Origin of the sequence: Actinopolyspora biskrensis (genome assembly GCF_013408175.1) — a bacterium.
Taxonomy (GTDB): domain Bacteria; phylum Actinomycetota; class Actinomycetes; order Mycobacteriales; family Pseudonocardiaceae; genus Actinopolyspora; species Actinopolyspora biskrensis.
In genome coordinates this window covers 1-15,835 of the sequence record NZ_JACBYW010000002.1, presented here as the reverse complement: position 1 = coordinate 15,835, position 15,835 = coordinate 1, and the positions used below count along the sequence as shown (strand labels likewise).

At 68.8% G+C, this 15,835-nt stretch carries 11 protein-coding genes; 3 read left to right on the top strand and 8 right to left on the bottom strand.

Translation table 11 applies throughout. The features are described from left to right. Positions 1–120: 120 nt before the first annotated feature. From FHR84_RS05830 to ftsY, 5 genes are all read right to left on the bottom strand, one after another. Positions 121–1,878: a DEAD/DEAH box helicase gene (locus FHR84_RS05830; RefSeq protein ID WP_179534452.1), complete on the bottom strand. Its 1,758-nt coding sequence runs from the start codon at positions 1,876–1,878 to the stop codon at positions 121–123. A gap of 237 nt (positions 1,879–2,115) precedes the next feature. Then, on the bottom strand, positions 2,116–2,796 hold the full coding sequence (locus tag FHR84_RS05825; RefSeq protein WP_343075169.1) for a P-loop nucleotide/nucleoside kinase family protein: 681 nt from the start codon (positions 2,794–2,796) through the stop codon (positions 2,116–2,118). A 519-nt stretch (positions 2,797–3,315) separates the two neighbouring features. Further along, a complete protein-coding gene (locus tag FHR84_RS05820; protein WP_179534451.1) occupies positions 3,316–3,654 on the bottom strand; it encodes a P-II family nitrogen regulator in 339 nt (112 codons plus the stop codon). After that, on the bottom strand, positions 3,651–4,943 hold the full coding sequence (locus FHR84_RS05815) for an ammonium transporter (RefSeq protein ID WP_425489857.1): 1,293 nt from the start codon (positions 4,941–4,943) through the stop codon (positions 3,651–3,653). The genes FHR84_RS05820 and FHR84_RS05815 overlap by 4 nt, the downstream gene beginning before the upstream one ends. Before the next feature lie 401 nt (positions 4,944–5,344). Beyond that, on the bottom strand, positions 5,345–6,895 hold the full coding sequence (ftsY, locus tag FHR84_RS05810) for a signal recognition particle-docking protein FtsY (RefSeq protein ID WP_179534449.1): 1,551 nt from the start codon (positions 6,893–6,895) through the stop codon (positions 5,345–5,347). 115 nt (positions 6,896–7,010) lie between these two features. Here ftsY and FHR84_RS05805 point away from each other — a divergent pair, with 115 nt between their 5' ends. Continuing rightward, complete coding sequence (locus tag FHR84_RS05805) at positions 7,011–8,285, top strand: anhydro-N-acetylmuramic acid kinase (RefSeq protein WP_179534865.1); 1,275 nt, start codon at positions 7,011–7,013, stop codon at positions 8,283–8,285. Next, a complete protein-coding gene (locus tag FHR84_RS05800) occupies positions 8,261–9,787 on the top strand; it encodes a sodium:solute symporter (RefSeq protein WP_179534448.1) in 1,527 nt (508 codons plus the stop codon). Before FHR84_RS05805 ends, FHR84_RS05800 begins: the two co-directional genes overlap by 25 nt. Before the next feature lie 76 nt (positions 9,788–9,863). Here the strand turns inward: FHR84_RS05800 and smc are convergent, their stop codons facing one another. Next, positions 9,864–13,499 (bottom strand): chromosome segregation protein SMC, encoded by a 3,636-nt coding sequence (gene smc, locus FHR84_RS05795; protein ID WP_179534447.1) that lies wholly within the window; start codon positions 13,497–13,499, stop codon positions 9,864–9,866. Positions 13,500–13,616: 117 nt separating this feature from the next. Further along, the gene (locus FHR84_RS05790; RefSeq protein WP_179534446.1) at positions 13,617–13,913 is read right to left on the bottom strand and encodes an acylphosphatase; all 297 of its coding nucleotides are present in this window, start codon (positions 13,911–13,913) and stop codon (positions 13,617–13,619) included. 244 nt (positions 13,914–14,157) lie between these two features. On the opposite strand from FHR84_RS05790, the gene FHR84_RS05785 reads away from it, so the two are divergent. After that, entirely contained in the window at positions 14,158–14,787 is a 630-nt protein-coding gene (locus FHR84_RS05785; RefSeq protein ID WP_179534445.1) for a prolipoprotein diacylglyceryl transferase, read from the top strand. Between the two features lie 42 nt (positions 14,788–14,829). On the opposite strand, the gene FHR84_RS05780 is transcribed toward FHR84_RS05785, so the two are convergent. Further along, positions 14,830–15,510 carry a nucleoside/nucleotide kinase family protein gene (locus FHR84_RS05780; protein ID WP_179534444.1) on the bottom strand — a complete coding sequence of 227 codons (681 nt, stop codon included), beginning with the start codon at positions 15,508–15,510 and terminating at the stop codon, positions 14,830–14,832. Between the last annotated feature and the right edge of the window lie 325 nt (positions 15,511–15,835).

Sequence of the window (15,835 nt, the reverse complement as noted above, 5' to 3'; positions counted from 1 at the left end):
GATGTTCCTATGCCGAGGATAACCGTTCACCGGCGATGCTCGACGCCGGACGGTACGCGGGGGAGAGCTTGGTGTGAAACAGCGACGGACGAGGCCGGGCCTCGTCCGTCGCGGAGGTGCTCAGCCCCGTTCGGCCGCCGGGCGCTTGTCGGAGCCGGAGCGGGAGCCCGTGGAACCCGTCCTGCCCCTCCGGCGCGAACTCGAACGTTCCCGAGTCGGCCTCCGGGACCATCCGCCGGAACCACCGGAACGCTTGGGGGTTTCCCCCTCGGTACGGCTGATCCGCAGCCCTCGTCCGGCCACCTGCGTCTTGCGCAGCTTGTGCAGCAGGTCCTCCGAGAGCTCGGCGGGCAACTCGACCAGGCTGTGCTCGTCACGGATGTCAATGTGACCGATGCGCTTGCTGGACAGACCGCCCTCGTTCGCCAGAGCACCGACCAGCGCACTGGGTGTGACACGGTTGCGCCGGCCGACCTCCACCCGGAACATCGCCGTCTCCGAGTCGTTCGAGGAGAAGTCGGCGGAACGCGAACCGTTGCGCTTGGGCTTGTTGCTCTCGGGCTCGGGTTCCGGCTGCAACAGCAGCGAGCGGTCGCCCTGGGTCATGCTCGCCAACGCGGCTGCGACGCGGGCGGCGGGCACCTCACTGCTCTGCTCGTAGTCGCGCACCAGCTGCTCGAAGACTTCCAGTTCACCGTTTTCCAGGGTGTCCGTGATCTGCTGGCGGAACCGCTCGAGCCTTCGCTCGTTGACCGCCTCGATCGTCGGCAGATCCATGCGCTCGATGGACTGCCCGGTAGCACGCTCGATGGAACGCAGCAGCTGCCGTTCCCGTGAGGTGACGAACAGGATCGCCTCACCACTGCGCCCCGCCCTGCCGGTACGACCGATGCGGTGTACGTAGGACTCGCTGTCGTGGGGAGCGTCGTAGTTGAGCACGTGGGAAACGCGGTCGACGTCCAGTCCGCGGGCTGCCACGTCCGTGGCCACCAGGATGTCGACGCGCCCCTGGCGCAACTGGTCGATGGTTCGCTCTCGCTGCGCCTGGGCGATGTCACCGTTGATCGCCGCGGCGTTGAACCCTCGCACGCGCAGCTGTTCGGTGAGTTCCTCGGTCAGCTGCTTGGTCCTGGCGAACACGATGGCCGCGTCGATCGGCTCGACCTCGAGCAACCGTGCGAGAGCGTCCAGCTTGCGCACGCCGCGGACGGGCCAGTAGCGCTGGCGAATGTTGGCCCCCGTCTTCGTGGCGCTGCGCACCGCGATCTCGACGGGGTTGCTCAAGTAGGACTGGCTGATCTTGCGCACGGCGTTCGGCATGGTCGCGGAGAACAGGGCGACCTGCCTGTCCGTGGGTGCCGACTTGAGGATCCGCTCGACGTCCTCGATGAATCCCATGCGCAGCATCTCGTCCGCCTCGTCCAGCACGAGATGGCTGATCCCGGAAAGGTCGAGAGAGCCCCGGTCCAGGTGGTCGATAAGCCGCCCCGGAGTTCCGACGACGATGTGGGCTCCTTCGCGGAGTCCGCCCAGCTGGGGGCCGTAGCTCTGTCCACCGTAAATGGGCAGCACACGGAGTCCCGGCAGGTGGGAAGCATACGTCCGGAAGGCCTCCGCCACCTGGATGGCGAGCTCACGGGTGGGTGCGAGCACCAGGGCCTGCGGCTTCTGCTTCTTGTCGAGTTCGATCCTCGACAGGATCGGAAGCGCGAAGGCCGCCGTCTTGCCCGTTCCCGTTTGGGCCTGTCCCGTGACGTCCCGCCCCTGCAGCAGGGAGGGAATGGTCTCGGACTGGATGTCCGAGGGAGTCTCGTAGCCGAGTTCGGTCAGCGCACTGAAAACGCGGGAGTCGAGTTCGAGCTCATCGAATGTGGGCATGTAAGTCTGGAGTCTCCTCGTGTGGTCGGGGCGGCTGAAGCACTGTGGAACGGACCCACAGCGGCATTCGCGGACGGATCGCACGAATCAGGTCCGCGTGACGACGGCACTGTTGAGCGCACCGGCGCCTACGCATCTCGGGCCGCGCACACCCGCAACGCACACTCTGTTGCCAGTCACTCGCAGCTCGATGTATCTCAGCCGGCAGCACCGGCTCCGTTTCCGGTGCGTACTGATTCAGGATAACGGGCGATCACGTCTGCCTAGGCACCCGTCTGGCCGATAGGGAGCAACCTCACCCTGTGGAATCAGTTGAATTCCATCGGCGATCTCCGCACGTGTGAGTACACGCAATCGCCGCCATCCGAACAAGGCGTCGAAAGCCTGCATCACCCGCCGGGCCCGACGGGCACGTCGCACATGTCGTACGAACGTTCGTGCCTTGATCACCCTACCACGAGCAAACTGCCCCTCCAACGCACTTCCGGGGGACACGTCCAGCCAGAGCAGCGTCGTGCTCCGGCCGGTCACCGCGGCGAGCAGCACGAGCAGCACCCGCGCCACCCCGCGGGTGGCCGGCATGTGGACGACCACGGGCCCCGGAAACCGCGCGCAGGAAATCACCACCCGGGTGTAGTGCACCGGGTGCACCACTCCCCTGATCAGGTGATACGGAACACAACGCCCCACGCGGGGGAGCAGGGCCTCGTACACCTGATCGGAATCCAGCACGGCCACGGGAGCGGGACACCCGAGCGACCGGAGAGCGGTGCTCTTGCCCGCGCCCGGCAGTCCCCCGACGACGACCAGTTCGCGGGCCCCCACCCGAAACTTCGCGGGGGAACGGCTCTCCGGGGACCCGCTCGACAGGGGCTCCCCGTGTTCTCCGCCCGCCCGGAACCAGCACCACGCGCTCACTTCGTGCTCACTCTACGCGGCACGTGTAAAAGCACGGTTCGAATCCCGGGCCGGGAAACGGCCGTACGGACGGCCCGCCCCCTCAACGGGCCGTCCGGAGGCCATCCTCCGACGCGTGGAAAGCCGCGATGCCTCTCCCGCCCGACCCCCAGCACGGGCGGGGCTGTTTCCCCTCATCGGGGCCCTCCAACGCGTCACACCGGCATTCTGGCCGGGACAGCGCGCCGCGCGAGAGCGTGAGACCCCCTGAATGAAGCTGCGTATTGCTACGCAGAAGAGCATCGCCGCGCATGCCCGCTACTACGCAGGAACACCGGCGGGTGCCGCGCCTCCCGGGGGGCCGGACCGGGCGCTCCCGCGCCGGGAGGCAGACCGAGAACGCCCTTCCGGGCTGTGCCCACGAGGAACGGCCGTGGTGTCGCTCGGTGCTGACGGCGCCGCAACGCTCACCCGAGCCGATCGGTGCCACCGCGGAGCGTTCCGCTCCAGCGAACCCGCGTCCCCGAGCGGAAAACTCGCTCAGACCGCCTGGTCCCCCGTTTCGCCGGTGCGCACCCGCACCACCGACTCGACCGGCGTCACCCACACCTTGCCGTCCCCGACTCTTCCGCTGCGCGCGGAGGAAACCACCGCCCGCAGCACGGCGTCGGCATCGGTGTCGTCGACCAGGACCTCGATCCTGGTCTTCTCCACGACATCCACCTCGTACTCGGCGCCCCGGTAGATCTCGGTGTGCCCGCGTTGCCTGCCGTACCCCTGAACATCGGCGATGGTCATGCCACGAACTCCGAGCTCGGCCAACGAGTTCCGCACCTCGTCCACCTTGTGCTGCTGAACGACCGCTGTGAGCAACTTCATCGGACGCTTCCCTCCAGCTCCTCGACGGAACCACGCTCGCCCGCCGCTGATCCGCGCAGCGTGCTGCCCGCATCACCGAAGTGATAACCGGTCTCGGCGTGCTCGGTCTCGTCGATACCGACGTGCTCGCCGCGCTCGTCGAGCCGGAAACCGATCGTTCTCTGCAGCAACCACGCGATGAGCCAGCTCAGGACCAGCGAGTACACGAACACCGCGACGGCCCCGACGGCCTGACGCCACAGCTGGTCCGCACCACCCCCGTAGAAGATGCCGGCCACCCCGGCGGGAGCGCTCTCCGAGGCGAAGAACCCGACAAGCAGCGTCCCGATGAGACCACCCACCAGGTGGACTCCGACGACGTCCAGCGAGTCGTCGAAACGCAGTCGGGACTTGAGCTCGACGGCGAGGGCACACCCCGCTCCGGCCGCGGCACCGATCGCGATGGCACCGAGCGGAGTGACGGCCGAGCACGCCGGAGTGATCGCCACCAGTCCGGCGACGATTCCGGACACGGCCCCCAGAGTGGTCGGTTTGCCGTGCCGGACCCGCTCGACGAGCATCCACGCCAGCATGGCCGCGCTCGCGCCGACGAGCGTGTTGACGAAGACGACGGCCGCCGTGGTGCCCGCCGTCAAGGCGGACCCGGCGTTGAAGCCGAACCAGCCGAACCACAGCAGACCGGCGCCGAGCACCACGAGTGGAAGGTTGTGCGGCTTCCCCGTGCCCCTGGGCCACCCCGTCCGGGGGCCCAGCACGAGCACCAGGGCCAACGCGGCCGCCCCCGCGTTGATGTGCACGGCGGTGCCACCCGCGAAGTCGATCGCGGCCAGTCTGTTGGCGATCCAACCGCCCACAGCGGTGATCTCGCCCGACTCGTTCGTCGTGTCGAAGGCGAACACCCAGTGGGCCACGGGGAAGTACACCAGGCTGGCCCAGAGTCCGGCGAAAAGCACCCACGGACCGAAACGAGCGCGGTCGGCCACGGCACCGGATATGAGAGCCACGGTGAGAATCGCGAACATGGCTTGGAACGCGACGAAAGCGAAGGTGGGAATCGTGTCTGACGTGTCCTCGGCCCCCACCAGCCGCGACAACCCGAAGAACTCCAGCGGGGAACCGAGCAGCCCGACTCCGCCGAGGTCGCTGCCGAACGCCCCGGAATATCCGTAGAGCACCCAGAGCACACCGACCAAGCCCAGGCTCGCCAGGCTCATCATCAGCATGTTGAGCACGCCGCGTGAGCGGACCATCCCACCGTAGAACAATGCCAAGCCGGGTGTCATGAGCATGACAAGAGCAGCGCACACAAGCACCCAGGCGGTGTCACCCGAATTCACATCGCCTCCCGTACGAGCCAGCGGTCCAGGTTGAAACCGCATCCTCGGAGGCGTGTGTTTCCCGACGGGAATACGACCGTGTCCGCCCGGTGAAATCAACCCGCTCAACGGTTAAGCGGTGATTCGTGACATCACCGCAGTGTTAACCGGGGACCGGTCCGCGGCCCGGAGCGGGCCGCGGGACCGGAGAAACCGCTGACCCGTGCCTTCCGGGAAGGCACGTCCCGGCGCGGGGAGCCCGGGCCGCCGGATCGCTGTCGGTGCTCACCGGTTACGGGCCCACGCAACAGCGCCCACTTCGGCAGCACCCACTTCGGCAGCACCCACTTCGGCAGCGCCCACTTCGGCAGGGCTCACTCGAGCAGGGCATCGACGAAGGCCTCGGGCTCGAACGGAGCGAGGTGATCGGATCCTTCACCGAGGCCGACCAGCTTGACCGGGACGCCGAGCTCGCGCTGCACCTGGAAGACGATGCCGCCCTTGGCCGTGCCGTCCAGCTTCGTGAGCACTATCCCCGTCACGTCCACCACGTCGGCGAACACCCTCGCCTGGGCGAGACCGTTCTGGCCGGTGGTGGCGTCGAGCACCAGCAGCACCTCGTCGACCTGGGCGCGCTTTTCCACCACGCGCTTGACCTTGCCCAGCTCGTCCATCAGGCCGGTCTTCGTGTGCAGCCTGCCCGCCGTGTCGACGAGTATCGCGTCCACTCCGGAGTCGGCTCCGCGCTGCACGGCCTCGAACGCCACGCTGGCCGGGTCCGCCCCCTCGTCACCGCGGACGACCTCGGCACCGACCCGTTCTCCCCAGGTCGCGAGTTGCTCCACGGCGGCTGCCCTGAACGTGTCGGCCGCGCCGAGCAGCACCGAACGCCCTTCGGAGACCAGCACACGCGCGAGCTTGCCCGTGGTGGTCGTCTTACCGGTCCCGTTGACCCCGACGACCAGCAGGACGGCGGGCTTTCCACCGTCGGAGGGATCACCGTGCGGCAGTGCCTGCACGTCCCGCGAGAGCTGCGGGCCGAGAGCGTCGATCAGCACCTCGCGCAGCAGGGCCCTGGCCTGCTCCGGGGTGCGCACCGCCCGCGCCGCCACCTCGGTGCGCAGTCGCTGGATGATCTCGGAGGAGGTCGCCGCTCCTATGTCGGCCATCAGCAGCGTGTCCTCGATCTCCTCCCAGGAGTCCTCGTCGAGGTCTCCCGCTCCGAGCAGCCCGAGGACGCTCTGGCCGAACATCGACCGCGAACGCGAAAGCCTGCCACGCAGCCGTTCGAGCCTGCCGGTGGACGGCTCGATCGGTTCGGCCCCCTCCTCGACGGCCGGTTCGGCCTCGGGAGCGGACTCGGCCGGTGCGGGTTCCGCTTCGGTGCTCTCCCCCACCACCTCTTCCGTGGCGGGTTTCTCCGCCTCCTCCGGAGGTGCGGTGCGCTCACCGCTCGGGGCGGACTCGGACTCCGGTTCCGCGGGAGGCTGCTGTTCCGGAACGGCCGGGGCCTCCGTGCGCTCCGGCTCCGCCGGAGGGCGCGAGTCCGCCGGCGCGGTATCGGGAGCGCTCTCGGCCTCGGCCGTGGCGGACTCGCCGTCGACCGAGGGCGGCAACGGGACATCCACTATGTCTCGGTGCGCGCTGTCCCTGGGTACGGCAGCGTCATCGCCGACTCCGGGCTGTCCCTCCGTCTCCGTGCGCTCCTCGACGGGATGCTCCGAAACAGCGGTGTCCCCGCCGCTGGAGAGACTTATGCCACTGCCCGCGCGGTAACCACCGCCCTGGCCGGTCGAAGCATCCTCCCGCTCACCCCGGCCGAGGCTGACCCGTCTGCGCCGGGCGAGCAGAACGCCCGTGGTGACGAGCACCGCCAGCACGACCAGTGCGGCAATAATGATCAGGATCACGTTCGTGGTGGACACACGTCCATCGTCGCACTGCCAACGACGTTCTCCCGACTCGACCCTCGTGGAGAGTTCACCGGGAATCGACGCGTCGAGCTTGCGTTTTTCCCCTCGGGTGATCTACACCACCAGCATGGAGAAGTGCCGCGTGATCGGTCTGCACTCCGGCACGTCGATGGACGCCCTGGACGTCGCCGCGGCCGAACTGCGACTGCGCGGTGACGAGATCGAACTGGAACCGCTGGGCCACGACGAACTCGCCTACCCCGAACGACTGCGGGACGAACTCGCGGATCCGGCTCGATCGCGCGAAGCGGGGCCGGAAACGTGGTGCCGACTCGACACCGAGCTGGGACGCGCACTGGCCGAGGCGGCACGACACGGCACCGCGGAGCTCGCGAACGGACGGGCCGACCTCGTGGCCTCGCTGGGGCAGACCGCGTACCACCTGATCGACGAAGGCCGCGCTCTCGGAACGCTCCAGCTGGGCCAGCCCGCCTGGATCGCCGAGGAAACCGGGCTTCCCGTGGTCTCCGACCTGCGCTCCCGGGACGTCGCGGCGGGAGGGCAGGGCGCCCCGCTGGCCGCCCTGTTCGACACGCTCTGGTTGCGCGGACTCCACCGAAACCTCCCCGGCGGGATCGGGCGGGAAGCGCCTTCGGGGGCGACGACGCTCAACATCGGCGGGATCGCCAACATAACGGTGGACGGGCGCCACGGGGTGCTCGCCTACGACACCGGACCGGGAAACGCCCTCATCGACGCCGCGGCCGCGATGGTCACCAACGAGCGGGACAGCGACGTCGACGGTGCGCTCGCAGCGGCGGGACGAGTCCGCGACGACCTGCTCGAAGTGCTGCTCGACGACGAGCACTACTCGGCCGAACCCCCGAAGTCCACGGGCAAGGAACGGTTCAACGCCGAGTACCTGCGTACCCGTCTCGCCGGGCTGCCACCGGTCGGCGCGGAGGACCTGCTGGCCACGGTTACCGCTCTGACGGCACGGACCGTGGCGGAGGAGTGCGCGAGGCACGCGTCGAGGCTCGTCATCGCCTCAGGCGGGGGAACCTCCAACCCGGCCCTGCTCACCGCGCTGCGCGCCGAACTCGCGCACCGCGACATCGAACTCCGCACCAGTGACCGTCACGGCATCCCCCGCGAGGGCAAGGAGTCCTACCTGACCGCCGTACTGGGATTCCTATCGGTACACGGCATCGCGGGCAACCACCCCTCCGCCACGGGAGCGGCCGGTCCGCGAGTGCTGGGCAGCATCACCCCGGGGCACGAGCCGCTCCGCCTCCCCGCCCCGGCCGAAGCACCGGTCAACGCACTGCGGGTACTTCCGCACGGAGACGTGCTCGCCGAGAACGATCAGGAGCCCGCATGCGCGCCGTCGACCTCGCCATAATAGGGATCTACCTGCTCGCCGTCCCCGCGCTGGGCGTCCTCCTCGCGGGCAGGCAGCGCGGCACCAGGGACTACTTCCTGGGCAACCGAACGCTGCCCTGGTGGGCTGTGTGCCTGTCCGTGGTGGCGACCGAGACGTCCACGCTGACCGTGATCAGCGTTCCCACGGTCGCCTACCTCGGCTCGTTCACCTACCTGCAGCTCGCGCTCGGCTACCTGATCGGCCGCATCGTCGTCGCCTTCGTGCTGTTGCCGCGCTACTACGCGGGTGACCTGGTCAGCGCCTACGCGTTCCTCGGAAAGCGCTTCGGGAGGGGACTGCAGGGCACCGCCTCGGTCACCTTCCTGATAACCAGACTGCTCGCCGACGGCCTCCGCCTGTTCGCCACCGCCATCCCGGTCAAGGTCATGCTCGGTTCCTTCGGGCTGTCGGTCTCGTACTGGCAGATCATCCTGGCGCTGTCGGCGCTGACCGTCGTCTACACCTACTTCGGGGGCATCCGGGCCGTGGTGTGGGTCGACGTGGTGCAGATGGGGGTCTACGTGGGCGGTTCCGTGGTGGCGGGGCTGATCCTGATGGGCCAACTCCCCCCGGACTGGTTCGGACGCGCCCTCGAAGCGGGCAAGTTCGAGGTGTTCGACTCGAGCTCGGCGGTGCTCACCAGCCAGTACTCGACGGTGACCGCCGTGGTGGGGGGCGCGTTCTTCGCCATGGCCTCGCACGGAGCCGATCAGCTGATGGTGCAGCGGCTGCTCGCGTGCCGCAGTCTCGCCGACAGCAGGCGCGCGGTGATCGGCAGTGGCTTCGTCGTGCTGCTGCAGTTCGCGTTGTTCCTGTTCATCGGTTCGATGCTGTGGGTCTTCTTCTCCGGGGCCTCCCCGGAACGAATGGGTATGAGCAGCACCGACGAACTGTTCCCCAGCTTCATCGTGAACGAACTCCCCCCGGGACTGTCCGGCGTGCTGATAGCCGGGATTCTCGCCGCTGCCATGAGCACCCTGTCCTCCTCGCTGAACTCGCTGTCCACATCGACCATCAGCGATCTGTACCAGCGAATCACCAAACGTCCCCCGGACGAGGCGAAACTGCTGCGTTCGGCGCGGGCGGCGACCGTGGGCTGGGCGTTGGTCTTCGTCGGATTCGCCGCCGTGTTCACCACCACCGACAACCCCGTGGTCGAGATCGGTCTGGGGATCGCCTCCTACACCTACGGGGCCCTGCTGGGCGCGTTCCTGCTCGGGCTGCTCGTCAGGCGGGCCCGGCAGAGCGATGCGGTCGCGGCCTTCCTCACCACGCTGGTCGGGGTGCTCTACCTGGCGCTCGGCGTGACCTTCCCGAACGGGCAGGGTGGAAGCGACCCGCTGGCCTTCCCCTGGTACACACCGATCGGAGTGGCGGTGAGCCTGCTCGTGGGCGGGCTGCTCTCACTGCGCCACAGCGGGCACGACCGGAGCACCGCGGACGGCTCGGAGCGGGTTCCCGGACCGTCCGAACCGGTCTGATCGAGGTCCTCCGGCAGCCCACCTCGGCCGCGGGGCCACCGGACCGGCACCTCGGGCAGTCGCCGGGCTCCGGGATTCAGGCCTCCTGCTCGGCCGGGGCGGCCGGTTCCTCCACGGCGGGGTCGTCCGCGGACCCTCCCAGGCGCTGCGATATGACAGTGGTGATCCCGTCACCGCGCATGCTCACCCCGTACAACGCGTCGGCGATCTCCATGGTCGGCTTCTGGTGAGTGATGATGATCAGTTGCGAGGTACGACGCAGCTGATCCAGCAGCCCGATGAGCCTGCGCAGGTTGGTCTCGTCCAACGCGGCCTCGACCTCGTCCAGCACGTAGAAGGGGGACGGGCGGGCCCGGAAGATCGCGACCAGCATGGCGACGGCCGTCAGGGACTTCTCACCACCGGACAGCAGCGAGAGCCGCTTGACCTTCTTCCCCGGTGGCCTGGCCTCCACTTCGACGCCGGTGCTGAGCATGTCGTCCGGATCGGTGAGCACCAGCTTGCCCGAACCACCCGGGAACAGGACCGAGAAGACCTTCTCGAACTCCGTGGCCACGTCCTGGAAAGCCGAGGAGAAAACCTCCAGGATCTTCTCGTCGACCTCCTTGACCACGTCGAGCAGGTCCTTGCGCGTGGCCTTGAGGTCCTCCAGCTGGCCGGAGAGGTACTTGTAGCGCTCCTCCAGAGCCGCGTACTCCTCCAGCGCGAGCGGATTGACCTTGCCGAGCGAGGCCAGATCCTTCTCGGCCCGGTCGGCACGACGCTGCTGGGTGTCCCGGTCGTAGGGCAGGGCCGGCGGTTCGGAGACCTGCTCGCCACGTTCCTTGGCGGCCTCGTACTCGGCCATCTCGGCAGGACTCGGCGGCACGGGCACGTCAGGTCCGTACTCCGCGACCAGGTCGTCGAGCCCCACCCCGAACTCCTCGACGATCTTCGTCTCGAGCTGCTCGATCCGCAGCCGCTGCTCGGCTCGCGCAACCTCGTCCTTGTGCACGGCATCGGTGAGCTTCTCGAGTTCACCGGAAAGCTCCCGCACCCGGTTGCGCACGGTTTCCAGCTGCCGCTGGTTCTCGGACTGCCTGGTCTGCATCTCGTCGCGCTGCGCACCGGCCGAGCTCAGTGATCCGGCGATGCGCTCGAGCGCCGTGCGGCTGTTCTCCACAACGGTCTCGGCCACCAGGGCGCCGCGCTGTCTGGCCCGGCGCGCCGCTTCCACCCGTTCGCGTCGTTCGCGTTCCTGCCGCGCGGAACGGCGCAGTTGTTCCGCCTTCCCCTGGAAGGCGCGCGCACGTTCCTCCGCGCTGCGCACGGCCAGCCGCGCGTCCATCTCCCGCTGACGCACGTCGTCGAGCTCCGAAGCGAGCCGGTCCCGCTCGGTGGTGTCCGGCTCCTGCTGATCCTGCTGTTCGGACTCGACGACTTCGAGGCGTTCCTGCAGTTCGGCCAACTTGTCGGCCGACTCCTGGCGGGACCGCTCCACCTCCGAACGCTGCTGGCGGAGCCGCTCGACCTCGTCCGCCGCCGAGCGCGCCGCGTCCTTCAGGGAGGAAAGCCGCTCGGAGCTGCGCGCGCGCTGCACCCGCACCTCGTTGAGCTGCTCCTGTGCGGTGCGCGCCTCCTCCTCACGGGCCCGGAGCTCGGACCGGGCTCCCTCGAGGGTGGCGCCGTAGGTCTCGAGCCTGCCGCGCGCCGCCTCCAACTCGGACTCGGCCTCGTCCACGGCGGCCTGCGTCTCGATGAGACCACCGCTGCGCTCGGTCGCCCCGCCCGAGGACCAGTTGGCTCCGAGCAGGTCCCCTTCCCCGGTCACCACGCGCACCCCGGGGTGCTCGGCCACCAGGGCCTCGGCCCGGTCGAGGTCTTCCACCACGGCGACCCTGTCGAGCAGGATGGTCAACGCGGGGCGCAGTTCCTCCTGCGCCCGGATCAGATCGACGGCCCAGCGTGCCGATCCACCCAGCTCCGGCCAAGGCTCACGCCCGGTTTTCCCGGCCGAGCAGACGAGCAATCCGCTGCTGCCCGCTTCGTCGTTCTTGAGTACACGCAGGGCGGTGACCGCGTCGGAGACACCACGGACCACGACGGCTTCGGCGACGGTCCCGAGCGCGGCGGCCAGCGCCACTTCGAAGCCGGACTCGACGGACAACAGCGCGGAAACGGAACCGAGCAGCCCCGGAACCCGCTCACCGGCCGCGAGCAGCGCGCCGGCCCCGTCCTTGCGCGACAAGCCGATCGACAGCGCGTCCACCCTGGCCTGCCACGAGGCGATCTCGCGCTCGGTCGCACGTTCCTCCGCGACGAGCTCGTTCACCCGCTCCTGCGCGGCGTCCCTGGCACGCACGGCGGTGTCGTGGCGCTGCTGGACGTCGGACTCACCGGTGTCGTCCTCCCCACCGTTCTCGGAAACGGCCTCGTCGTGGGCCCGCTGCGCGGTGGCCGCGCGCTGCTCCGCCTCCTCGACCGAGGCGGCGAGTCGTTCGATCTCCTCGTCCGTGGCCGAAACTTTGCTGCGCATGGACTCGACCTGCCCCGAAAGCCGCGCGGCGCCCTCCCTGCGGTCGGCTATCGCGCGCACTGCCTCCATGTGCGCGCGTTCGGCCTCCTGCAGGGAGGACTCCAGCTCCGAACGACGCCGCACGACTTCGGACAGCTCCTCGCGGACGCGTTCGACCTCCTCGTTCGCGGTTTCCTCCCGCTCCGCGATTTCCTCGGCCTCGGCTTCCAGCTCCGCGGGATCCCGCTCGCCGCTGTGCTGCTCCTGCTCCGCACTGAGGTGCTTGTACCGTTCCTCGGCCAGGCGGAGAGTTCCGTTCAACCGTTCCTGGAGGGCCGAGAGCCGGTACCAGGTGTCCTGGAGCCGCGAGAGCCGAGGGGCGTCCGCGTCCACGTGCTCCTGCAGGGCTTTTTCCTGCTCCTGGGCCTGTTGCAGCGCTTTCTCCGCCTCGGCCCGCTTGTTCCGCGCGGACTCCTCGTTGGCCTGGTCCCTCGCGAGCTCGGAGCGTGCGGTGACCAGGTCGTCGGCCATCAGGCGCAGTCGCGCGTCCCGCAGCTCGGCCTGGATGGTCTGCGCCTTGCGCGCGACCTCGGCCTGTTTGCCCAGGGGCTTCAGCTGTTTGCGCAGCTCCCCGGTCAGATCGGTGAGCCTGGTCAGGTTGGCCTGCATCGCGTCGAGCTTGCGCAGGGCCTTCTCCTTGCGCTTGCGATGCTTGAGCACTCCGGCGGCCTCTTCGATGAGCCTGCGGTGCTCCTCCGGTTTGGCCTGCAGGATGTTGGAGAGCTGCCCCTGGCCGACTATGACGTGCATTTCACGTCCGATACCGGAGTCGGAGAGCAGCTCCTGCAGATCGCGCAACCTGCACGCGTTGCCGTTGAGCTCGTACTCGCTCGCCCCGTCACGGAACATGCGCCGGGTGATGGAGACCTCGGTGTAGTCGATCGGCAGCGCACCGTCGGCGTTGTCGATGGTCAGGTTGACCTCGGCGCGACCGAGCGGAGCCCGCCCCGAGGTTCCGGCGAAGATGACGTCCTCCATCTTGCCGCCGCGGAGTGCCTTGGCCCCCTGCTCGCCCATGACCCAGGTCAGCGCGTCCAGCACGTTGGACTTGCCCGAGCCGTTCGGCCCGACCACACAGGTGATCCCCGATTCGAATCGCAGGGTCGTGGTCGACACGAAGGACTTGAACCCCTTCAGCGTCAGGCTTTTCAAGTGCACTAGCGCTCAACGACCTTCCCACGGAGCATCGACTACACACTGCTACTGAACCGTTCGGAGGAGCTTACCCGCACCGCGAGCGGGGGCGGGCTCACCGGGGACCCGGAGCGGGACCGGTCACCTCTCGACGAAGTCGGTCAGACCACGTGGCTGCGACCACTGTTCGGCGACATGCTCGACAGTTCCCGGCGTATCACCCGAACGTAGGATTTCCAGCAACTTCTCACAGGCTCGTCCGGGGCCCTCCGCCACCACTTCGACCTTGCCGCCCCGCAGGTTGGTGGCACTTCCGGCCAGCCCCAGTTCCAGGGCGCGCGAACGGGTCCACCACCGGAACCCCACCCCCTGCACGTGCCCGTGCACCCATGCTGTCAGACGTGTGAGCTCGACGTTCGCCTCGTCTGCCACGTTCACGCGACACCTCTCTCGTTCGTTTCCGTTCGCCGGGGATGCTCTCGTCACCTCGGGGTGCTCGCCACTCCGAAACGCGTAAGCGCGAACGGGCGGACCGCGCAACCCCGGCACCCGCGTCACGAGCACCGGTCGCTACCGTAATGCCGACGCGGACGGCCGGGAGGAGGACTCGCGCGCATCGCGCCAGTCACGTCGCTCCCGACCACGGTGTCCCGTGCGGATTCGCGAGACGGGTGGGTGTTCCATGGATCCTCTGTACGACGACCCGGACGCCAGGCCGAGACGGCTGGCCGTGCTCGCCGGTTTCGGCATAATCACCGCGACCGGCTTCGCCACGATCGCGGCGATGGCGCTCGACACCGGTGCGCACCAGCAGGACACCGCGCTGCCCGACTCCGTCATCACCACGAGCAGCAGCACCCCGCCCGGGGACTCCGTCCACTTCCGCACGGCGGACAAGCCGGCCACCGACGCTTCCCGTCCGGAGTCGTCGCGGGGCTCCCCCGCGGAAAGTTCCGGACGAGGAGCTCCCGAGGACGCGAACTCCGCCACCGGAGAGCCGACGGACACGGGCGAACCGGGCGATCATCCCGCTCCTGGGGATTCCGGGGACGGCGGCAACAGCGGGGACGACGGCGGCGGAGTCCCCGACGAGCCCTCCCAGGACCTCCCACCTCCCGGAAGCTCCGCTCCGGAGGACTCCGACGAGCAGCCCCAGCCCCCGCCCGGGGAAACCTCGGAGTCGAGCACTCCTCCCGAGACGTCGACCTCGGAAAGCACCACCCCGTCCTCTCCGGAGGGCTCCTCCTCGCAGGCGGCCTCGTCCGGACTCACCTCGACGGGGGAAAGCTCGGACCGGGAAACCACGGCCTGAGCGGCGTCCGGAACGTTCCGCGAACGCCACCGCACCGTCCCGCTACTCGGGGTCCCCTCGGATCACCAGATCGGCGCTGTCCCTGGTGGCCGCCACCAGGGCCGCGTTGCTCTCGTCGCTGCGGTGCACCCACTCCCGGGCCCGGCTCCGCGACATGCCGTGGCGCACGTGCCGCCCGATCAGGCGGTTCACCCGCTTGCGGTCGTCGGGTTCCAGGAACCAGCACTCGTCCAACAGGCCGCGGACTCCTCCCCAGGCCCCCCGGTCGAGCAGCAGGTAGTTGCCCTCGGTGATCACGAGGGGCACCTCCCGGGGAACCGCGACAGCTCCCGCGTAGGACTCCTCGACCTCGCGGTGGAACTCGGGGGCGTAGACCACTTCGTCCTCGGCGGCACGCAGTCTGCGCAGCAGCGCGACGTAGCCCTCCGCGTCGAAGGTGTCCGGAGCTCCCTTTCGGTTCTGGATACCCAGCCTGTGCAGCTCGGCCCCCGCGAGGTGGAAGCCGTCCATCGGAACGAGCACGGCCTCGGCACCCAGTCTCTCGAGCAGCGCCCCCGCGATCCTGCCCTTCCCGGCGGCGGGCGGACCGGCGATCCCCAGGATCCGGCGGTTCCCGTCGGAGACCAGACCGCGTGCCCGCTCCGTCAGTTCGTCCAGGCCGCCCTGATGGACAGCGGGTTCCCGTGCCGTTCCGGCACACGCACGTTCCTCCCGCTCTGACACACAACCTCCCGAGTCGAGAGCCCGCTCTTCGAACTCGTGCCGGCCCTTAGGGACCACGAGCCCGTGTTGATCAGCATAGCTCCGATCGCCGCGCTCCGCCCGAACCGGACTCCGCGTGAACCGCGCCGAACATCCCGTTCGTCCCGCTTCGTGTCCCCGTCACATCTTTCCGTGACCGAACTCACCGCACTGTTCGTTTCAGTCGTGCAACAAACTAGTTAATTTGGCTAAGGGGTCCTTGCAGAATGATCTTGGTTTGGCAGGGTGGGGTGGGTGGTGATCACGTTCGCTGTGTGAGTGGAGCGTGGGATGGCTCGGGCCAAGC

Bases quoted from the DNA above. Each gene is read 5' to 3' on its own strand.
- FHR84_RS05785 (WP_179534445.1), top strand. From the start codon at position 14,158: ATGGATCCTCTGTACGACGACCCGGACGCCAGGCCGAGACGGCTGGCC.
- FHR84_RS05830 (WP_179534452.1), bottom strand. From the start codon at position 1,878: ATGCCCACATTCGATGAGCTCGAACTCGACTCCCGCGTTTTCAGTGCG.
- FHR84_RS05815 (WP_425489857.1), bottom strand. From the start codon at position 4,943: ATGCTCATGACACCCGGCTTGGCATTGTTCTACGGTGGGATGGTCCGC.
- FHR84_RS05820 (WP_179534451.1), bottom strand. From the start codon at position 3,654: ATGAAGTTGCTCACAGCGGTCGTTCAGCAGCACAAGGTGGACGAGGTG.
- FHR84_RS05805 (WP_179534865.1), top strand. From the start codon at position 7,011: ATGGAGAAGTGCCGCGTGATCGGTCTGCACTCCGGCACGTCGATGGAC.
- FHR84_RS05800 (WP_179534448.1), top strand. From the start codon at position 8,261: ATGCGCGCCGTCGACCTCGCCATAATAGGGATCTACCTGCTCGCCGTC.